The organism is Flavobacterium sp. RHBU_24 (assembly GCF_046613695.1).
Classification (GTDB): domain Bacteria; phylum Bacteroidota; class Bacteroidia; order Flavobacteriales; family Flavobacteriaceae; genus Flavobacterium.
Genome location: NZ_JBKJHD010000008.1, coordinates 15122 through 33311 on the forward strand (window position 1 = coordinate 15122; position 18190 = coordinate 33311).

The 18190-nt window shown below is 43.1% G+C and carries 17 protein-coding genes; 9 read left to right on the forward strand and 8 right to left on the reverse strand.

Annotated features, from left to right (window positions below):
- Positions 1-39: 39 nt before the first annotated feature.
- Positions 40-3852, reverse strand: coding sequence for a glycosyl hydrolase (locus tag ACLI09_RS09590; RefSeq protein ID WP_411419395.1), 3813 nt, complete (start codon positions 3850-3852; stop codon positions 40-42).
- 475 nt (positions 3853-4327) lie between these two features.
- On the reverse strand, positions 4328-4987 hold the full coding sequence (locus ACLI09_RS09595; RefSeq protein ID WP_411419396.1) for a DUF4294 domain-containing protein: 660 nt from the start codon (positions 4985-4987) through the stop codon (positions 4328-4330).
- Between the two features lie 80 nt (positions 4988-5067).
- On the opposite strand from ACLI09_RS09595, the gene ACLI09_RS09600 reads away from it, so the two are divergent.
- From ACLI09_RS09600 to ACLI09_RS09610, 3 genes are all read left to right on the forward strand, one after another.
- The gene (locus ACLI09_RS09600; protein ID WP_411419397.1) at positions 5068-6156 is read left to right on the forward strand and encodes a M42 family metallopeptidase; all 1089 of its coding nucleotides are present in this window, start codon (positions 5068-5070) and stop codon (positions 6154-6156) included.
- 537 nt (positions 6157-6693) lie between these two features.
- On the forward strand, positions 6694-7608 hold the full coding sequence (locus ACLI09_RS09605; RefSeq protein WP_411419398.1) for a DnaJ C-terminal domain-containing protein: 915 nt from the start codon (positions 6694-6696) through the stop codon (positions 7606-7608).
- Between the two features lie 2 nt (positions 7609-7610).
- Positions 7611-7901, forward strand: a complete 291-nt coding sequence (locus ACLI09_RS09610) for a chaperone modulator CbpM (RefSeq protein ID WP_411419399.1) — start codon at positions 7611-7613, stop codon at positions 7899-7901.
- A gap of 115 nt (positions 7902-8016) precedes the next feature.
- On the opposite strand, the gene ACLI09_RS09615 is transcribed toward ACLI09_RS09610, so the two are convergent.
- Positions 8017-9639: an ABC-F family ATP-binding cassette domain-containing protein gene (locus ACLI09_RS09615; RefSeq protein WP_411419400.1), complete on the reverse strand. Its 1623-nt coding sequence runs from the start codon at positions 9637-9639 to the stop codon at positions 8017-8019.
- Positions 9640-9790: 151 nt separating this feature from the next.
- Between ACLI09_RS09615 and ACLI09_RS09620 the strand changes: the two genes are divergently transcribed.
- Both ACLI09_RS09620 and ACLI09_RS09625 read left to right on the forward strand, forming a co-directional pair.
- On the forward strand, positions 9791-11176 hold the full coding sequence (locus ACLI09_RS09620) for a TlpA family protein disulfide reductase (protein ID WP_411419401.1): 1386 nt from the start codon (positions 9791-9793) through the stop codon (positions 11174-11176).
- A gap of 97 nt (positions 11177-11273) precedes the next feature.
- Positions 11274-12284 carry an aldo/keto reductase gene (locus ACLI09_RS09625; RefSeq protein ID WP_411419402.1) on the forward strand — a complete coding sequence of 337 codons (1011 nt, stop codon included), beginning with the start codon at positions 11274-11276 and terminating at the stop codon, positions 12282-12284.
- A 75-nt stretch (positions 12285-12359) separates the two neighbouring features.
- On the opposite strand, the gene ACLI09_RS09630 is transcribed toward ACLI09_RS09625, so the two are convergent.
- The 4 genes from ACLI09_RS09630 to ACLI09_RS09645 all read right to left on the reverse strand — a co-directional run bounded on the left by ACLI09_RS09630 (position 12360) and on the right by ACLI09_RS09645 (position 14512).
- Positions 12360-12560, reverse strand: a complete 201-nt coding sequence (locus ACLI09_RS09630; protein ID WP_411419403.1) for a hypothetical protein — start codon at positions 12558-12560, stop codon at positions 12360-12362.
- Positions 12561-12690: 130 nt separating this feature from the next.
- A complete protein-coding gene (mnmD, locus tag ACLI09_RS09635) occupies positions 12691-13353 on the reverse strand; it encodes a tRNA (5-methylaminomethyl-2-thiouridine)(34)-methyltransferase MnmD (RefSeq protein WP_411419404.1) in 663 nt (220 codons plus the stop codon).
- Positions 13354-13355: 2 nt separating this feature from the next.
- Positions 13356-13814, reverse strand: a complete 459-nt coding sequence (locus ACLI09_RS09640; protein WP_411419405.1) for a hypothetical protein — start codon at positions 13812-13814, stop codon at positions 13356-13358.
- The gene (locus ACLI09_RS09645) at positions 13814-14512 is read right to left on the reverse strand and encodes a DUF4920 domain-containing protein (protein WP_411419406.1); all 699 of its coding nucleotides are present in this window, start codon (positions 14510-14512) and stop codon (positions 13814-13816) included. Before ACLI09_RS09645 ends, ACLI09_RS09640 begins: the two co-directional genes overlap by 1 nt.
- Before the next feature lie 199 nt (positions 14513-14711).
- On the opposite strand from ACLI09_RS09645, the gene ACLI09_RS09650 reads away from it, so the two are divergent.
- Positions 14712-15779: a branched-chain amino acid aminotransferase gene (locus tag ACLI09_RS09650; protein ID WP_411419407.1), complete on the forward strand. Its 1068-nt coding sequence runs from the start codon at positions 14712-14714 to the stop codon at positions 15777-15779.
- A 167-nt stretch (positions 15780-15946) separates the two neighbouring features.
- Here ACLI09_RS09650 and ACLI09_RS09655 read toward each other — a convergent pair whose 3' ends face one another.
- On the reverse strand, positions 15947-16330 hold the full coding sequence (locus tag ACLI09_RS09655) for a MazG nucleotide pyrophosphohydrolase domain-containing protein (RefSeq protein WP_411419408.1): 384 nt from the start codon (positions 16328-16330) through the stop codon (positions 15947-15949).
- 76 nt (positions 16331-16406) lie between these two features.
- Here ACLI09_RS09655 and ACLI09_RS09660 point away from each other — a divergent pair, with 76 nt between their 5' ends.
- From ACLI09_RS09660 to ACLI09_RS09670, 3 genes are all read left to right on the forward strand, one after another.
- Complete coding sequence (locus ACLI09_RS09660; RefSeq protein ID WP_411419409.1) at positions 16407-16604, forward strand: hypothetical protein; 198 nt, start codon at positions 16407-16409, stop codon at positions 16602-16604.
- 116 nt (positions 16605-16720) lie between these two features.
- Positions 16721-17521, forward strand: coding sequence for a sensor histidine kinase (locus tag ACLI09_RS09665; protein ID WP_411419410.1), 801 nt, complete (start codon positions 16721-16723; stop codon positions 17519-17521).
- Positions 17518-18129, forward strand: coding sequence for a response regulator (locus ACLI09_RS09670; RefSeq protein ID WP_411419411.1), 612 nt, complete (start codon positions 17518-17520; stop codon positions 18127-18129). The genes ACLI09_RS09665 and ACLI09_RS09670 overlap by 4 nt, the downstream gene beginning before the upstream one ends.
- The last annotated feature ends 61 nt before the right edge of the window (positions 18130-18190 follow it).

Here is an 18190-nt window from a genome sequence, read left to right on the forward strand (position 1 = left end):
GTTACCGGGACTGCTACATTACTTAGGTATTAAAATCGGTTATTTTACTACAAGCCTGTAGTTTTTCTCCCCGGCCCTTAGCATGTATACTCCCGCCGAAAGCCCATCAATGGCAATGGTGTTTTCGCCTTTAGTTATGGCATGGGTGCTAACCAGGGCGCCACTGATGCTGAAGATATTCAGTTCAGTATCTTTATCAGAAACAAACTTCACAACGCCGTGTGCCGGGTTAGGGTACAGCTCCGGAGATGAAAGGATGGTAACTTCTTCTGATGCGCTATCCGGTGCTGCCATGCGCGCGCCCACATTCTGAAAGTTAAGCCAGTTAATGTTAAAGCCATTAGTTACAGCATAAAACCTTAGCGTTTGGTTGCCGGCAGGCAGGGTTATACTTGTGGTAACCGTTTGCCAGGTTTGCCATCCGCCCGTATTAGGCACGTTGATGGTAGCCAGTGTAGTACCTCCGCTGTTGCGAATCTGGAATGATGTACCGGCATACAGGCTGCTTACACGTGCCTGCAGCGTATAGGTTTTCGCGGTGGGCGAATTTACTTTATAGTCCATCCAGTCACCAGCCTCTATCCAGCCTACATTAAGGCCGCCGCCGGTATCGCTTGTGGCCTCAGTTTGTATACCGCTCATTGCAGTATATGCTTCAGATTCTACTTTAGCAGGAAGCACCACATAGCCTGCTGTACTTTGCGATGCGGAACCACAAACTTCAAATTCGTAAAGAGAATATCCGTAAGGTATGGTGCGGGCAGTACCCACCATCCTAAGGTAGCGGTACTCGCCGTTTATACCGTCTTTAATATCAATACGGTGATCTACAGAGGTCATGTTGGTGCGGGTGTCTAACAACGTCCAGTTGGTACCGTCTACACTTCCGCTCAGGGTATAATCTTTAGCGCTCGCAGCCTCCCAGTCAAGGGTGATTTTATCTACGTGGCTTACAATACCAAGGTCTACTGTGTAGGTTTGAGGGTCGGCAAAGGCACTCTCCCATCGTGAACCATGGTTGCCGTCTATAGCCGCAGGGATGCTTGTACCACCCGAAGTAGCGGTAGCCGATACCGGAGATAAGCCATAGCAACCCGCAGGCTGCTGGCCTGTTGCAGGCAGTGTAGGGTAAGTAACCAGCGTGCGTGCGGGTACACTAAAGGTAGCCACTACCCCATTGCTGTTGTTGTAAATGGTACAGGTTTTTGCCGTAGCGGTAGGGTTATAAGCCACCGCGTAAGTAAAGACGCCTGAGGCATTTTCAAACACACTGCTTTGTGGGAAATCGGTCCTGAAGTTTTCAGAGAAATAGCCAAGGTTTTGCTGGGCATGCGCGTAGTAGTAGGTCATCCCCCCTGTTTCATCCCTCATGATATAGTTATCGCTCGTTGGAGCAAATGAAGCCATGTTATTAGCGATATAGGCAGTTGTGTATTGCGGGTTAGACAACAGCTTAAAGCCAAGCGCCACGTTAGCCCAGTCGCGGCCAAACTGGTATTCGGTAGTATAGCCGTCTACAGCCTGTGCTTCGGTTTTCATATTGGTATATTCTGTATTCGCCCAGCTCCTGTCGCGTGCCAGGTAGCGGAAGCCCGGGTTTACCGGAAGGTACTGTATGCCGTGGATGTGTACAGGGCTGGCACTAAAGTAAGTGCCATAGGCCATACCGCCATTAAACAATATTCCTACTATGTCATGCGTATAATTGGATGGGAAAATCCTGTTTTTCCAGTCAAACCAATATTCCAACGTAGCATACGATTCGGCTGAATAGCCAAATGCCGCCACATCCCTTATCGATTCATCGTTAAGCATATCGCCTAACTGGAATAAGCCAGTCCAAGACTGCATCGCTTCAGAGGTAGATTCCTGGTTGTTACCGGTGCCCGAGCTGGTACCACCGGCATAGCTGTGGCCTATCCATGGGTCAAACGTGCGCAGGTACGGCAGGAAGGTGTCACTGCGGTTCCAGTTGGCATATTGTTTTGCCACCACTTTTATCATGTCGCCGTAATCGGTAAGGAACTGCGGGTCTACCATGCCATACAGCGCGCAGGCCTGTATTAAATAGCCATAATGGAAATGGTTATCGGTAAACTGCGATGAACCGTACGATTCGTCAAAACCTACCACAGCTTTCCATCGGTCGTAACGTGCAAAAAACTTGCTGGTTTCACCCGGTGTATAGGTAAGCCAGTCTACCAGCGCCGCCCTTGTTTTAGCCTTAAGCGACTCGTATGCCTGGTGGTTCATTTCTTTAGCCATAAGCATATACTTGGCGTAGTTAACCAAATCTTTACCGCCCCAGTAGGTATCACCACCGTAACCCTGCTTTTTACTAAAAGTGGTAAGCAGGTCAAACATCACGTTTGCATCATACGGTGTTGCATCGGCAGTATTTCGGTACGGTGCATTATAGTTTGGCAATATTCCTTTAAAATCGTAAGTAAAGGTAAAGCTTGTACCCGTAGCGGTTTTTAAAGTGCCGTGTGTAGTAGTGTAGGTATTTGTGGCAAAGCTAACCGTATTAGCCGCATCAAGGTACAGGTGTGGCAAAAAGCCCTGAACGGTGCTGCCATTTGCCTGGCCTTTAAGGTTGGTAGTGGTTACATTCCACGTGGTGGCAACTTTACCGGTAGATGCCGTATAGTCATAATTTACCTGAGTATTTGTAACACGGTTAAAGGCGTAGGTTTCGTACGTAGTAAGCTCAGCTGGGTTGTGCAGTGCCGATACCACAAAAAAGCTGTTAGTGTTACCGGTATTGATAACCAGCTTTTCTACCTGCGAAGAGTCGCTTGACCAGCGTGTACCAAGGTCGCCGTCGGTTAGCAGGTTTGCGGTAAACGCTCCTTCGTAAGACGATGCTGTAGCCGTTTTGTTAAGCGAAAGCAATGTATTGGTATTATACACCTGCAATTCGTACAGCGAAAAGGCATAAATAGTCCCACGCTCGTTTAGGGTAACACGCACGTAGCGCGCTGTGGTATTAGCAAAGGTTACACTGTCACTGCCGCCGTCGCCATTGGTAATATTGGCAACCGATGTCCAGGTGGTTCCGTTTGTAGACGTTTGTATGGTGTAGCCTTTAGCGTATGCGGTTTCCCATGTAAAGTTTACTTTGTTAACGGTTTGGCTCGTGCCAAGGTCTACCTGCACATACTGCTGGTTTTGGATAGCAGCTGATACGGTGCCACCCGGCATGTGGATACCAAAGTAGCGGCCGTCGCTTTGTACTACAAATGAGGCAGTTGTAGGAAAGGTAAGCGGCGCGCCCGCAGCGGTAAGGTAAGTGGCCCCGGCGGTAAATGAAAGCTCAGGGTTAATACCTGTGGTTTGCAGCCAAACGAACGGCACACCGTGCGCCATGGTTACATCAATGTTCTTAGTAGCACCGGCATTGGGCATGCCCATTACCACTGCCCAGTCGTTCCAGTCTTTAGCAATGGCTTTTTCCGGTGTGTAACCCGTGGCTTTTACCTGTAACGCTGTACCGGGCAGCAGGTTATCACCATTAGCGGCAAACGTTGTAGGAAAATAAATACTTGGCCCGAAATTGTCGGCATCTACCATTAATGGATACGCCCACAATTGCCCGCTGTACTGTTCTACCAAAAGGCTGGTCCACCAGTCATTTGTTGGGATGGGCCTTGTTTCGCCTGACTGTACATAAATGGTCTGGTCGTTAATAAAAGGGAAGATGTCTCCCACCCCATCGTTGTTCCAGTCTACATTTTCAGACGCGGGCGTGGAAGAAGCATAGCTGCCTGCCCCAACCGCTACCGGTGTCTGGGCCGCGGCCTGCCATCCCCCGATGGCGAGCGCCGCGATACACAAATAGATTTGTTTCATAAAAATAAAGTTTAGAATAGTTGTATTTGAAAAAAATTGATTTTTAAATAATTGTATTTAATATCTTAATTTTATAATTATTCAATATTCAAACACGAAATCATTACGAATTTATCAATTATTTGATTGGATTTACACAATAACACCACATCAGTACTACAGTGTGTAGTATTGTATAGGCAGGGGGATTATTAAAAAAGTGGGGCATTTACGTTATTCCGCTGTACATCGGCAATTGCAGTGGCGACCTATACAAGCCGTAAACCTGAATAAACGAAAACGTTTTCTTTAAAAACTTTAAACGATGCGGTAGCGTGTTGAGGAATATGTGCTTTTAATCGTATTTTTAAGGGGCTTTAGAGGTTGTTATTTTCAGGGAATAAATAAAATGGAGCAGGTTTAAACAATTATTTTGTTTAAACCTGCTCCATTTTATTTATTAAAAAGTAATTTAGATATGTAATTCTAAATCAATTTATCCTTCCGATTTTTTGCTCTTTGCCCTCCACGCTTTTTTTATAGCTACATAGTCTATAGTAAAAGCAGGGTCCTGTTTTACAAGGCGGTGTTCTTCAAATGCTTTTATCAATATGCCCTCTATCAGGTAATCTTCAGGCACCGCACCGGGGCTGTAGCCGGTTTTCAGGTTTATTTTAAAGACACGCGCCACCCGGTTGCTCCAAAATGCCTTCCAGCCGCTTTTTTGCTCCTTAATAAGGTCGAAGGTGGTTTTGCCGGTTTGGCGGTAAATAAGCTTTACCAATATCTGCCCCTCTTTATGCGATAATTTTTTAAGCTGGCCTTCAAATTCATCCTGCAGGTAATTCTCTACCATCTTGGCATAGCGCTTCTTTTCCTTTTCAGATTTTAGCTTTGCCATGTTGGCATTTAGCGCATTAAGCCGCTCTGCGCCTACTTTTGCATACGGGTACACTTTCAGCACACGGCGGCGCAGCAGGTACAGCTGCTTTTTATCCTCTTCGGTAAGCGAATCCTTTACATTGCTTATCACAATTTCCCGCAGCTGGGCGTTAATTAAAATTGAGTCGGCAGCTATGCTATCCTGCTCCGTAACCTGCGCCGATGCGCAAAGCCCCGAAAACAAAAACAAAACCACAAATAAAAGCGCTTTCATCTTCATAAATTTGTATCCAAATGTATATATAATTCTATAACTCTGCTATGTTATTTATATTTTAGCCAAAAATTAAATTTATGTCTTCAAAAACCATACTAAACGATGCTTCAATGGCATTTTTAGAGCAATACTTAAACAACCCGTCTCCTACCGGCTACGAAAGCGAGGGCCAGAAAATATGGATGGAATATCTTAAACCCTATGTTGATACCTTTATTACAGATACCTACGGCACAGCGGTAGGTGTTATTAACCCCGATGCCCCTTACAAAGTGGTGATAGAAGGCCACAGCGACGAAATTTCATGGTATGTAAACTACATTACCGATAACGGTTTGATATACGTTATACGCAACGGCGGCAGCGACCACATGATAGCGCCCAGTAAGCGTGTAAACATACATACTAAAAACGGCATTGTAAAAGGTGTTTTTGGATGGCCGGCCATACACACCCGCAACCGCAGTAAAGAGGAGCCTGCAAAAATAGAGACCATATTTATAGACCTGGGATGTTCTACCAAAGAAGAGGTAGAAAAACTGGGAGTGCACGTGGGTTGTGTTATTACCTACCCTGATGATTTTATGGTGCTTAACGAAAATAAATTCGTTTGCCGCGCCATAGACAACCGCATAGGCGGCTTTATGATTGCCGAAGTAGCCCGACTGCTTAAGGAAAATGGCAAAAAATTACCGTTTGGCTTATATATAACAAATTCTGTACAGGAAGAGGTGGGCTTAAGGGGTGCCGAAATGATTACTAAAACACTTCGCCCTAATGTTGCCATTATTACCGATGTGTGCCACGACAGTACGACACCTATGATAGACAAACGTATTGAGGGCGAAACCCAGATAGGCAAAGGCCCGGTTATTACCTATGCCCCTGCAGTACAAAACAACCTGCGCGAACTTATACTGGATACTGCACATAAAAACGAAATCCCTTTCCAGCGCCTGGCATCGAGCCGTGTAACGGGTACCGATACCGACGCTTTTGCTTACAGTAACGGCGGTGTGGCCTCGGCACTTATATCACTGCCATTGCGCTATATGCACACCACAGTAGAGATGGTGCACAGGGATGATGTTGAAAACGTAATTAAATTAATTTATGAAACGTTGCTGAATTTAGAGAATGAAGAAAGTTTTTCTTACTTTAAATAAAATCCCGGGATGAGGAACTTTTTCGAACAAACCGCACCATTCTGGATAGTAACACGTGGCATCATTTTAATTGTAATTGCCATTTGGCTGTGTAAAGTCGACTGGCCTTTGCTTCATATTATGAGCATTATGTTTTAATAGTATGTATTAGCATTGCTTATTTTTTAATGGAGGCGGCATTACTATTCCATGAAATTAAACGCGATAAGCTTCCTTATCTGACACGCACCTTTGCAGGTGGGTTATCCTTACTTATCGGATTTTCTTTCGTACTGATTGCTTCTATAACTGCAAAGTTTTACCTGCTGATTGTTACGATATAGATGATTGTATTTGGACTTTATGATATATTGATGATAGGCGGCTATAAAGTAGAAGGCGAAGAATAACTTTTTATTATACATACCAAATCCCGTACGGTTAACCGCTACGGGATTTTTTGCGTTAAATTATTTCTAAAATGTATTAAGCATCATAATCATCATTTCTTTTAGTAAGGAATAGTTGTAAATTTATGTTACAAAACAACACATCAACATGGCGTTTACAGATTACTATAAAGTGATGGGGCTTGATAAGACAGCCGCTCCGGAAGATATAAAAAAGGCCTATAAAAAACTGGCCCGCAAGCTGCACCCCGACCTGAACCCTGACGATAAGGAGGCCAACCAAAAATTCCAGCAGCTAAATGAGGCTAACGCCGTATTGAGCGACCCCGAAAAAAGGGCAAAATATGACCGCTACGGTAAGGACTGGGAGCGTGGCGAAGAGTATGAAAAATACCAGCAGCAGCAAAACCAGCAACGTGCTTACTCAGGAGGCAGTGGCGGATTTGAAGGCTTTGGCAATGACTTTAGCGGAGGAGATTTTTCTGATTTTTTCGGGTCGATGTTCGGCGGGCGGCAAGGAGGCAATTCACGCAGCCGGGCAGGATACAAAGGCCAGGATTATAACGCTGAAGTTAACCTTACCCTTGATGAGGCTTACACTACGCACAAACAAACTTTTACTGTAAACGGAAAAAGCCTGCGCATTACAGTACCGGCAGGTATAGGCGACGGGCAAACCATAAAACTGGGTGGGCAGGGCGCCCCCGGTACAAACGGCGGGCCTGACGGCGACTTATATATTACATTTAATGTTGCCAACACGGCCGGCTTTAAACGAACCGGAGACGACCTCTATACAACCAAAGAGCTTGACCTTTATACCGCGATACTGGGCGGAGAGATTTTTGTAGACACAATGGCCGGTAAAATTAAACTAAATGTTGCCCCAGGTACCCAGAATGGCACAAAAGTGCGGCTGAAAGGAAAGGGCTTTCCCATATATAAAAAAGAAGGAGAATTTGGCAACCTGTATGTAACCTACCAGGTGCTGATACCTGAAAAACTAACAGATAAAGAGAAAGAACTGTTTACCGAACTGGCAGCAATTGCCAAAAAAGACTAAGCATGGAAAATACCGAACTTATACCCTTAGATACGTTTAGCATCCATTACCATGTGGAAGCATCATTTATAAACGCGCTGTATGAATTACAGGTTGTGGAGATTATAACACATGAAAATGTAGCCTATATCGCCGTGAGCCACCTGCCCCATTTAGAAAAACTGATACGACTGCACAACGATTTTAAGCTGGATAGCGAAGCTCTGGCGGTAGCGGTACACCTGCTGGATAAAATAGGCAGCCTGCAGACAGAGCTAAACACATTGCGCAGCAGGCTTAATTTATATGAATAAAAAACTCCCGTAAGCCTTAAACTTACGGGAGTTTTTTATTCAGCATCTTAGCTTCTTAGTCGCTAAGCAGCTAAGCCGCTCAGTAGCTTAGCTGCTCAGAAGCTCAGAAGCTTTACTAAGAATACATTTTCTTCCTCAATTCCTGTACTTTAGGGTCGTCAAGGTAATCGTCAAAGGTCATATAGCGGTCTATAACACCTTTAGGTGTAATTTCTATTACCCGGTTTGCAACGGTTTGCGCAAATTCGTGGTCATGCGTAGTAAACAGTACCGAGCCCTTAAAGTTTTTAAGCGAGTTGTTAAACGCGGTAATACTCTCAAGGTCAAGGTGGTTTGTAGGCTCATCAAGCATCAGCACGTTTGCACGGAGCATCATCATGCGGCTTAGCATACAGCGCACCTTTTCACCACCCGACAGTACACGGCCGGTTTTAAGGGCTTCCTCGCCGCTAAATATCATCTTGCCCAAAAAGCCACGCACATACACCTCATCGCGCTCTTCTTCGGTCTTAGCCCACTGGCGCAGCCAGTCAACTAATGTTAAGTCATTTTCAAAAAACGCGTGGTTATCTGCCGGTAGGTAACTTTGGTTGGTAGTTATACCCCACTCAAAAGTACCGCTGTCGGCTGTCATGTTACCGTTCAGTATCTCATAAAACGCAGTTGTAGCACGGCTGTCTTTACTAAAAACAACGATTTTGTCGCCTTTAGCCATATTGAGGTCTACATCTTTAAACAGCACTTCGCCCTCTACCGATGCCGAAAGGTCTTTTACGTTAAGTATCTGGTCGCCGGCCTCGCGCTCCTGTTCAAAAATAATGGCGGGGTAACGGCGGCTTGATGGCTTGATATCGTCAACTTTAAGCTTTTCAAGCATTTTTTTACGGCTGGTAGCCTGCTTACTTTTAGCAACGTTTGCGCTAAAGCGCATAATAAACTCCTGAAGCTCTTTCTTTTTTTCCTCAGCTTTTTTATTCTGCTGCGCACGCTGACGGGCGGCAAGCTGGCTCGACTCATACCAGAAAGTGTAGGTACCCGAATACTGGTTTATTTTACCAAAGTCAATATCTGAAATATGTGTACATACGGCATCCAGGAAGTGCCTGTCGTGCGATACTACTATAACGGTATTATCATAATTTGCCAGGAAGTTCTCCAGCCAGGCAATGGTTTCAAAGTCAAGGTCATTGGTAGGCTCATCCATTATCAGCACGTCCGGGTTGCCAAAAAGCGCCTGTGCCAATAGCACACGCAGCTTAAGCTTACCGTCCATATCTCCCATAAGAGTATAGTGGTGCTCGTCGCCTATTCCTAAGTTAGACAGCAATGTAGCAGCATCAGAATCAGCATTCCAGCCATTCATTTCCTCAAAAATTACCTGTAACTCCCCTACGCGCTCGCTGTCTTTATCGCTAAAATCAGGCTTCAGGTATATTTCATCCATCTCCTTTTTAACGGCATACAGGGTTTTGTTGCCCATCATTACCGTTTCAAGCACAGTTTGCTCGTCAAACATATTGTGGTTCTGGTTCAGCACGCTCATACGCTTGCCCGGCTCCAGGTGCACGTGACCAGATGTTGGGTCTATTTCTCCCGCAAGTATTTTAAGGAATGTAGACTTACCGGCTCCGTTAGCGCCAATAATGCCGTAGCAGTTGCCTTGTGTAAAGGTGGTGTTTACTTCGTCAAACAATATTCTTTTGCCGAACTGTACCGACAGGTTTGAAACTGATAGCATGTATAAAAAATTTTTGCAAAAATATAAAAAAATAACTGCCTGTGCCACCCCTGCCCGCACAACATACGTTATGCGTAATTTAACTATGCTTTAACAACGTTACCAAAAGATTACAAATATTTTTGCATGTTGCATAATTAGCAAATCAGGAATGTATAAATTCTACAAGTTTACCTTACTACTCACACTACTTGTTATTCTTTCTTCCTGCGGGGGTAATGATAACTATACCGCTTACTTTGCCGGCCAGGTTAAAAACCCGCGCCTGCCCTACCTGCTGTTTAGTAACGGTAATACTATAATAGATACCATAAAACTCGACAAAAATAATCGTTTTTTTGTAAAATTCGATTCGCTTGCTCCCGGCCTTTACACCTTTAAGCATGAGCCTGATTACCAGTTTGTATACTTTGAGAAAAATGACAGCCTTACTGTAGCCATTGATGCCGGCAAGTTTGACGAATCGATAGTATTTAGCGGCCGCGGAGACAGGAAAAATAATTTTTTGATGGAGCAGTACCTGCTTAGCGATACTGACAGAAAAAATTCCTATGCTTTATATGCCAATGATTGTAAGGGATTTATTAAAACCATCGACTCGTTATACAAATTGAGGAAAACCTTTTATGAAAAAAATAAAGATGACATAGCGTGGAGCGATGAGTTTGATTTTTTTGCGTTGAACAGGCTTAACCTTAATTATTATACAAAAAAAGAATATTATCCTTATATACACGCACGACGAACAGGAAAAGATATACGGCCGGAGTTGCCAAAGGATTATTATGAATTCCGCAAGGGAATTGATTTTAACGACGCACGGCTGGCCAATTTTTCGCCGTTTATACGCTATAGTAACGGACTTATAAACAACCTTGCGTTTAGCAAAACCAAAAAACATGGCATTGTAAAAGAAAACACGCTACAGTACAACATTAACAGGCTTAATGTGGCAGATTCGTTATTTAAAAACCAGGATGTTAAAAATCAGGCACTTAACAATATTGCCTTTGCTTATCTCCTGGAAGACCAGAACATTGCAAACAACCAGAGATTTTTGCAGCGCTATGACGAGCTTTCTACTGATGACAGTAATGAAAACGAAATAAAGCAGATAAGCGCTGCTATAAAAAAGCTTAATCCCGGAAGTAAATTGCCGGATATTGGCCTTGAAGATTTAAATGGCAAACCTTTTAACATCGCTACAGACATTGATAAGAAAACGGTAATCTTTTTTTGGACAAGCTGTGCACATGTACAGGTTAGAAAGGTATATAACCGGGTTGCACAATTAAAAAAACAGCATCCTGACGTGGCATTTATAGCCATAAATGTAGATAATGATACAGAGTGGAAAAAAAACCTGCCCCTGCATGGAGCAGTCAACGCAGGGCATTTGCGCGCCACAGACTTTGAACAGCTAAGGCAGGAATGGGTTTTGACAAAAATTAACCGAACCATTATACTTAATGGCGACGGTACCATTAAAAACGCCTTTACTAACCTGCTGGACGAAACCTTTAGCAATTCGCTGTAGCTACAGGTTATTTGAATTTAGCAAATAATGGTTTGATTAGCGTAGGCGGCATTTAATTTCTTTCTGATAATTTTGTACAATAAAATTCACCTTTAAAATGAAATACAATTATTTAGGCAATACAGGGCTGCTTGTGTCAGAGCTATGTTTTGGCACCATGACTTTTGGCGGCAGGGGTATTTGGGAAAATATAGGCCGCACACAACAGGACGAAGTTAACGAACTGATGAAAACCGTTATACAATCAGGCATTAACTTTATAGATACCGCAAATGTATATTCTTATGGCGAAAGTGAAACCCTGCTGGGCCAAAGCCTTAAAGACATTGGCGCTAACCGCAATGAACTCGTTATAGCTACAAAAGTGCGGGGGCGTATGGACGAAAAACCGAATAGCATAGGCCTTAGCCGCTACCACATATTCAATTCGGTTGAAGAAAGCCTTGCAAGGCTGCAGCTAAGCCATATTGACATCCTGTATGTTCATGGCGTAGACAAACGCACGCCGGTAGCAGAAACCATGCGCGCGCTTAACGATATTGTGCTTTCAGGAAAGGTGCGTTATATAGCGGTATGCAACTGGCCGGCCTGGATGGTTATGAAGGCCCACGGCATAGCCGAAATGAACGGCTGGAATAAATTTATAGGGTTACAATATTATTATTCGCTTGCAGGCCGCGATATAGAGCGCGAAATAATGCCTTTTGCACAGGACCAGAACCTGGGCATTATGCCGTGGAGCCCGCTTGCAGGGGGCTTCCTCTCTGGAAAATACACACGTGAAACCGAAAAGACAGGGGGGCGCAGGGATACTTTTGACTTTCCTCCGGTAAATAAGGATAAGGCTTATGATATTATTGACGTAACTACTGAATTAGCTAAAACCTACAATGTATCTGCGGCACAGATAGCGCTTGCGTGGGTGAGGCAGCAGCCGGGAATTACCAGCACTATTATAGGCGCTAAGAACATAACACAGTTAGAAGATAACCTTAAATCTGTTTCATTTGACCTCTCTGCACAGGATCTGGCAAAAATTGATTCGGTAAGCGCACTGGCAAAAGAATACCCGCAATGGATGGTAGAGCGCCAGGGCGCGGACAGGTAACATAAACTACCTTTTAATATAAAACAAAAACGGTTACCTTTTCAGGGTAACCGTTTTTGTTTTATATGGTTAAACTTACTGTTTGTCTACAGATGTAAGGCAAACCTGCAATTCAGGCCTGGATACCGTAAAGCTGTGCAGCCATTCTATAAGCTGTTCCACTTCATAAGGCAATAACATTTTCAACGCTTTTTCTACTTCCTTACAAAAAAGTGATGCGTCAAAGCTTACGCTTTCTAACACTGTTTTTGTGTAACTAAACATGGATGCAGGCATACTATATATAATATTGAGGTTAGGTGATAAAGAACATGAACGCAAAATTATGAAAAATATTTCACGAAAACGAAATAGTTGGTAATTTTCTACAATTAAAAATTTAAAATATAGATTATTATAACAAAAACTACTTTTTCATCGCCCTTAGCATTTCCCTTTTCCCCGGCGGGCCGGGAAGCTTTTCAGTTATAAACCCCGCTGTTTTCATAGCATTGCGAATAACTGTTCTGCATGCATAAGTTACTAAAATGCCTCCGGGTTTTAAAGCGGCATACATCTTTGCAAAAAGTTCCTCGCTCCACAATTCCGGCTGCGACGGGTAGCCAAAGGCATCAAAGTAAATCAGGTTGTATTTTTCAACGTCGCAAATGTCATGAAAAAATTTTTGCTGCTTAGTTAAAGTAACGTTATTTGTGAGTTGTATTACTACTTCCCACTCCGCGCTGTGCATACGGTTAAAAATGCCTGTATGCTCGCCATCGCCCAGCTCTTGGGCATAATTAAGTTTAACGTATTCATCCGGTTCTACAGGATAAGCCTCCACTCCGGTATAATCTATTATCTGACCCGATTTTATGGCCTCAAGCAGCGTTATAAACGCGTTAAGCCCTGTGCCAAATCCTATTTCTAAAACAGCAACGGGCTGCCCTTTAGTTAAGGCGAGCCCGTTTTGCATAAACACATGGTTAGCTTCCTGTATGGCGCCAAACTTAGAATGGTACGTTTCCTGCATTTCAGGCAGGTAGATGGTTACAGAGCCATCATCGGTAACTATTATTTCTCTTTTCAAAATTACTTAATGTAAAGTTTTTTTATCCGCGCTATCGGGCCGCCACACTTGCCTTTATGGCAGGTAATACAGGCATCCACACCTTCATTAAAATGCTGCTTTACATTTATGGTATCGCTATATATAAGCCTTTGGGCAGTGATAAATTTGGCAGCATTATCTTTAAAAAACGCATCGTTATCATCAGGGTCGGTAAGTTTCGCGGTATGAATCTTTAAAATATGCTCCGGGAATTTGCCTATCGCCCCGCCTTTCTCTATCCGTTCTTTAAGCTGTGAATTTTCTACATACATCTGCTCCATAAGGGCGGCCATCTCGCTTAGCCGGTACATCTCAAATTCCTTGCCTTTTGGTTTGGCGCAGTTAGCGGTGTCTTTTATGGTAGTTACAGGTGTTGATGCCTCATTTTTACAAGAAAACAGCGTGATGGACAGCGTGGCAAGAAAAATAAATTTCTTCATTACCTGCTTATCAGTACGCCGTCGGCAAGGAAACCATATTCAACCTTAGGCGCGGTAATCTTTGCAATTTCCGCAGCGCTCTTGCCGCCATCTTTAGCATAGTGCTTTAATTCGTCTACACTGGTTTCGGTTACAAAAGCCTTACCACTTACCACGGCTTCTTCACCCGTTGCATTAAGCGGCACAAAAAATCCGTAATCTTTAAACCTCACAAAAGCAGATTCGGTACCCGGAAGTTCCAGCGCCATCCAGCAGCCTTTTTTCTTGCATACGTCGGCTATTTTAGTTTTAAATTTTACATTTAGGGTGTCGCCCTGTTTCAGCTTTTTATATTTATTAAGCATCTGCTCTTTAGTAAGCGCATTATCCGCCAGTATCTTATCGCCAAAGGAGGCATAGCCTGCCTTTTCTTCCGGTTTAGCTACACTAACTTTTTTACCGGCCGCCGCGGGGTTTGCCACATCAGGATTTGCCATAAGTTTAGCAGGTTCTCCCTTTTCAGTTGCCTCCTTAATCTCCTGAGGGGTACCCGGTTGTTCCGCTTTTTTTATATCCATGGCAGATATAGTATCCGTGTCTATCATTACGGTATCGGCTTTGCCCTCTATAACAGTATCCCCGGTTTTTACTTCGGTATCATTTTTTTTGCAGGCAGTAGCAGTAAAGGCTATTGCGGCAATAAACAGTATCTTATTCATTTTTAACATATTTATCATGTAGTGTTACAAATTTATACAGAAAGTTGAAATAGGCAAATGCCAAATTCATTATTTATATTTCTTTGTTTCAGTAATTTGTTTTTTTATTTTTCATTTTAGGTGTGCAAAATCCCCAATAACATGATTTTTTATTAAATTTGCGATAACGCACGACCTAATCTTTAACTACAATATAATAATGAGCGAACACCCAACTTATACTTTTGAAGTACACAAGTCTGAAACATCTAAGATTGGTTCGGTTGATTTTGATAACCTTACATTCGGCAGTGTATTTACAGACCACATGCTGTACTGCGACTATAAGAATGGCGAATGGGGCACACCCGTTATTAAGCCATACGAACCTATTATGATGGATCCGTCTGCAAGGGTGTTTCATTACGGCCAGGCTATTTTTGAAGGTATGAAGGCCTACAAAGATGAGCAGGACGATGTGTGGCTTTTTCGCCCTGACCAAAATTTTATACGGTTCAATAAGTCGGCGGCGCGCCTTGCCATGCCCGAAGTGCCCGAAGAAATTTTTATGGAAGGCCTTAAGCACATTATAAACCTTGATAAAGACTGGGTAAAAAAAGGTAAAGGCACATCACTTTACATACGCCCTTTTATGATAGCTACCAGCCCCGGCGTTATAGCAGCGCCATCGGCTAACTACAAGTTTATGATACTCTTGTCTCCGGCAAAATCATATTACCAGGGCGAGGTTAAGGTACTAATAGCAGAGCACTACAGCCGTGCGGCAAACGGCGGCATAGGCGCGGCTAAGGCAGCAGGAAACTACTCGGCACAGTTTTACCCCACAAGGCTTGCAAACCAGCAGGGCTACCAGCAGGTAATATGGACGGATGACGCCACACATACCAAACTGGAGGAAGCCGGTACCATGAATGTATTTTTCCGCATTAACAATACACTATATACCGCACCTACAAGCGAGCGTATACTTGATGGGGTAACCCGCAAGAGTATTATAGATCTTGCCAAGAGCCTGGGGATAGCTGTAGAAGTGCGGCCTGTACTGGTTTCAGAACTTGTTGAAGGAATGAAAAACGGATCGTTGCAGGAAATATTCGGTGCGGGTACCGCAGCGGTAATAAACCCTATTTCGGGCTTTAGCTTCCAGGATACATATTATGAACTTCCTAAACAGGAAAGTCCGTTGTCGCTGTTCCTTAAAGATAAGCTTACCGATATACAGTACAAACTGGCCGAAGATAGCTTTGGCTGGACGGTGAAGATATAATCATTGGTCAGTGGTCAGTGGTCAGTGGTTAGTGGTTAGTAAGCAAACCTGATTCGTGAAGAATACTATATGAAAAGCCCGTAAAATTTAAATTTTACGGGCTTTTTTTATTGTAGAATGTATCCGTATGAGTGATGTTGTTGCCTACCGCGACTGAACACTGACCACTACTTCAAAATCTCCTCAAAATTTGGCTTAAAATAATTTGGCCCTTTCATTACCTTACCATCTTCTCTGTATATGGGCAGCCCGTTACTATCCAGTTTACTCATGTTACTGCGCTGAATTTCATTAAACACATCTTCTATCTTATGTTGCAGCCCATGCTCTATTATAGTGCCACATAATATATAAAGCATATCGCCCAGTGCATCGGCAACTTCAGTAAGGTCATTATTTTGCACGGCTTCCAGGTATTCTTCATTTTCTTCTTTCATCAGGTTGTAGCGCAGCAGGTTTATATGCTCCCCCAGGCTCGCACGCGGGGCATCTGCCACCCCCAGCTTAAAAGATGTGTGGAAAAGCGTAACGGCTTCAAGTTGTTTTTTCATGGCTATACTGTATTAATGCTTTAAAAATAAGCCGAAATAAGGCTTTATATTGTAGTTTTGCAAAAAAGATTTCAACATGTTTACCACCGGACAACTGGTTTTTGCAGGTTTATTTACTGTAGTATTTATAGCCGTAATGGTATATGTATACCGTAAAGACCTTCCGTTGCATAAAAAGTATTATAAGAACAGCTACTATATACTAATAGCTTTCCTGCTGTTTATCGCTATGCTTTTTGTTATAAAATACGTCACAAAAAACCAAACCAGTTAAATTTACATTTAGTAACATTAAAAATACCTATATATGGGTATTTTTAATAATGGCATATTTTGCATTTTTGTATGGCTATATCTTTAGACCCGGAGAATTAGCAAAACAAAAAAAATATGCTACTATTCTTACTACAAGTGCCCGCTTATGCGCTGGCCATTTTAATTACGCTGACGCTTATCAGCGTACTTGCGGTGACAATTATCCGCTTAAAAAAGCAAATACAGGCCTTATCAATTAATATTGAACGGTATAAGCTGGAAAAAACATTTAAGGAAAATGAACTTAATGCTGTTGATAACCTCATATTGGTACAGGAGCAGGAGCGTGTAGCGATAACCCGCGAGCTGCACGACAGCCTGGGCAGTATGCTCTCTACGCTTAAGCACAATTTTGAAAACCTTAAAATACGCCGCAACATACCCGAAGACGACCTGAATAAGATCTTTGACCGTACTGACAGTATTATAGATGAAGCTTATTATAACGTAAGGCGGCTGGCATCTGATAAAAGCACCGGTACGCTGCCCGGCAACAGCCTGATACCCGCGCTAAAAAACCTAACCGGTAAATTATCGGCTACAGAGTCTGTAAATTTTCAGGTGCTGAGCTACGGTTTTGAAGAGCGTATTAATAATTCGCTGGAAATTACTATCTTTCGCATGGTACAGGAACTTGCTACTAACATTGTAAAGCACAGCAATGCGACCGAAGCTACCATACAGCTTACTAACCACGGGCATACGGTAAACATTATTGTAGAAGATAACGGCAAAGGCTTTATGCCAAAAAAAGCCTGCGCATGCGGAACCGGCCTGACAATGCTTAAACAAAAAGTAATGCTGCTAAACGGCACATTTGAAATAGACAGCACACCAAATAAAGGCACAACCATAGTAATAGAATTACCATTATGATTACAATAGCGATAGCTGAAGACCACCAGGCGTTAATAGACGGCATAAAGGCATTTGTGGATTATGAAGCCGACCTTACAGTAATAGGCGAAGCCAATAATGGCGAACGGCTATTAGACATTGTGAGGGCAAAAAAACCCGATGTAGTACTTACGGATATCCGCATGCCGATAATGGATGGCATTGCTGCCACGCGTATTATAAAAAAGGAATTCCCTGCGTGTGAGGTTATTGCCTTTAGTATGTTTGAGCAGGAAGAGGCCATACTACAAATGCAGCAGGCAGGGGCATCTGGCTATATACTCAAAAATTCTTCGTTAAAAATGGTTATTGAAGCAATACGCGCCGTTCACAGGGGCGAAACTTTTTTTGACCAGTCAATTAAATCCGAACCAAAATCAGGTGCTAATGAGGTATTGCTAAGCAGGCGCGAAAAGCAAATAATTAAGCTGGTAGGCGAAGGAAAAACATCACAGGAAATTTCTGAACTATTGTTTATTGGCAAAACTACGGTAGATACACACCGCAAAAACATACTTAAAAAACTTAACCTGCAGGGCAAATCTGAACTGATGCGCTATTCGGTAGAAAAGAAATATGATTTTTAACATAAAATACCCACTAATGGGTATTTTGCAGTAGTATAAAATATTTGACCTTTGTAACAAC

What these genes read in the sequence shown, in the direction of transcription:
- ACLI09_RS09650 (WP_411419407.1), top strand. Translation starts at nt 14,712, where the DNA reads ATGAGCGAACACCCAACTTATACTTTTGAAGTACACAAGTCTGAAACA.
- ACLI09_RS09640 (WP_411419405.1), bottom strand. Translation starts at nt 13,814, where the DNA reads ATGAAGAAATTTATTTTTCTTGCCACGCTGTCCATCACGCTGTTTTCT.
- ACLI09_RS09625 (WP_411419402.1), top strand. Translation starts at nt 11,274, where the DNA reads ATGAAATACAATTATTTAGGCAATACAGGGCTGCTTGTGTCAGAGCTA.
- ACLI09_RS09600 (WP_411419397.1), top strand. Translation starts at nt 5,068, where the DNA reads ATGTCTTCAAAAACCATACTAAACGATGCTTCAATGGCATTTTTAGAG.
- ACLI09_RS09645 (WP_411419406.1), bottom strand. Translation starts at nt 14,512, where the DNA reads ATGAATAAGATACTGTTTATTGCCGCAATAGCCTTTACTGCTACTGCC.
- ACLI09_RS09590 (WP_411419395.1), bottom strand. Translation starts at nt 3,852, where the DNA reads ATGAAACAAATCTATTTGTGTATCGCGGCGCTCGCCATCGGGGGATGG.
- ACLI09_RS09620 (WP_411419401.1), top strand. Translation starts at nt 9,791, where the DNA reads ATGTATAAATTCTACAAGTTTACCTTACTACTCACACTACTTGTTATT.
- ACLI09_RS09630 (WP_411419403.1), bottom strand. Translation starts at nt 12,560, where the DNA reads ATGCCTGCATCCATGTTTAGTTACACAAAAACAGTGTTAGAAAGCGTA.
- ACLI09_RS09595 (WP_411419396.1), bottom strand. Translation starts at nt 4,987, where the DNA reads ATGAAAGCGCTTTTATTTGTGGTTTTGTTTTTGTTTTCGGGGCTTTGC.
- ACLI09_RS09665 (WP_411419410.1), top strand. Translation starts at nt 16,721, where the DNA reads ATGCTACTATTCTTACTACAAGTGCCCGCTTATGCGCTGGCCATTTTA.
- ACLI09_RS09605 (WP_411419398.1), top strand. Translation starts at nt 6,694, where the DNA reads ATGGCGTTTACAGATTACTATAAAGTGATGGGGCTTGATAAGACAGCC.
- ACLI09_RS09670 (WP_411419411.1), top strand. Translation starts at nt 17,518, where the DNA reads ATGATTACAATAGCGATAGCTGAAGACCACCAGGCGTTAATAGACGGC.
- ACLI09_RS09615 (WP_411419400.1), bottom strand. Translation starts at nt 9,639, where the DNA reads ATGCTATCAGTTTCAAACCTGTCGGTACAGTTCGGCAAAAGAATATTG.
- ACLI09_RS09610 (WP_411419399.1), top strand. Translation starts at nt 7,611, where the DNA reads ATGGAAAATACCGAACTTATACCCTTAGATACGTTTAGCATCCATTAC.
- ACLI09_RS09655 (WP_411419408.1), bottom strand. Translation starts at nt 16,330, where the DNA reads ATGAAAAAACAACTTGAAGCCGTTACGCTTTTCCACACATCTTTTAAG.
- ACLI09_RS09660 (WP_411419409.1), top strand. Translation starts at nt 16,407, where the DNA reads ATGTTTACCACCGGACAACTGGTTTTTGCAGGTTTATTTACTGTAGTA.